This is a genomic window from Chromobacterium sinusclupearum, from assembly GCF_002902845.1.
Classification (GTDB): Bacteria; Pseudomonadota; Gammaproteobacteria; order Burkholderiales; family Chromobacteriaceae; genus Chromobacterium; species Chromobacterium sinusclupearum.
Genome location: NZ_PPTF01000091.1, coordinates 1 through 998 on the forward strand (window position 1 = coordinate 1; position 998 = coordinate 998).

The 998-nt window shown below is 67.1% G+C and carries 1 protein-coding gene; it reads right to left on the reverse strand.

Annotation, left to right across the window (positions count from 1 at the left end):
- On the reverse strand, nucleotides 1-998 hold a 998-nt coding region (locus C2134_RS19280), incomplete at both ends, for a type VI secretion system Vgr family protein (protein ID WP_146042227.1).

Consider the following 998-nt stretch of genomic DNA (forward strand, 5'->3'; position numbering starts at 1 on the left):
TCGAAGCCTTCGCCGCGCGGCTGGGCTTTGCCGTTGCTGCGCGGGTGGGTGAGGAAGCCCTGATTCAGCTGGGTCTTGCCGGATTCGCTACTGAGCTTGGCGCGCACTTCGCCGGGGGTGTCGTCGAACAGCAGTTCGTTGTAGCCGCCGCCCTGGTGTTCTTTGCTCTTGATGCCGGACAGCGTTTTGTTGGCGGGCAGCGCGCCGGCGCCGCTGAAGTCGGGCGTGGGGTGGCTGCCGTTGTACAGCACGCCGGTGATCACCGGCCGGTCGATGTCGCCTTCGATGAAGTCGACCAGCACTTCCTGGCCGATGCGCGGGATGAACTGGTGGCCGAAGCCGGCGCCGGCGCTAGGCATGGCCACGCGCAGCCAGCAGCTGGATTTGTCGTCGAGATTGGCGCCGAAGGTTTTATGTTCTTCTGGCCGTTGCCAGTGGAACTGCACCTTGATGCGGCCTTGGGCGTCGGTGTAGATCTCGTCGGCGGCTTGGTCCGTCGGCTCGGCCGGGCCGACCACGGTGGCGGTTTGCACGCCGAGGCTGGTCGGTTTGGCCTGCGCGGTGTGGGCGTAGGCTGGCGTCAGCGGGATGCCGCGGCGCTGGGCCTGAATGCGGGTGGTGAACGGGGCGGCCGTCTGTTCCGTGCCAAACGGCACGGCGTCGGTGGCGAGTCCGGCCGCCAGCAAACCGGGCGCCGCCAGGTTCAGCTGCTGGGTTAGATCCTGCGGCAGGTTGTTGCGCGCCTGGATGGTTTGGGCGGTGACGACGAATTCGCGGTCTTGCGCGCTGTCGGTTTCGTGCGCCGGGTGGTCGTCCAGGCGGAACCATTGGCCGGCGGTCAGACCGCGTATCGTGCCGCCACCTTCAAATTGTTTGGCCTGCAGGTCGTAAGCCTGCTGCCGCAGCTGGGCATAGCGGGCGAGCTGTTCGGCGTCGCCGGCGTAATACAGGCCTTGCGGGTCGTAGTCCTGCAGGGTGGTTTGCAGCGCCGCGCCGTC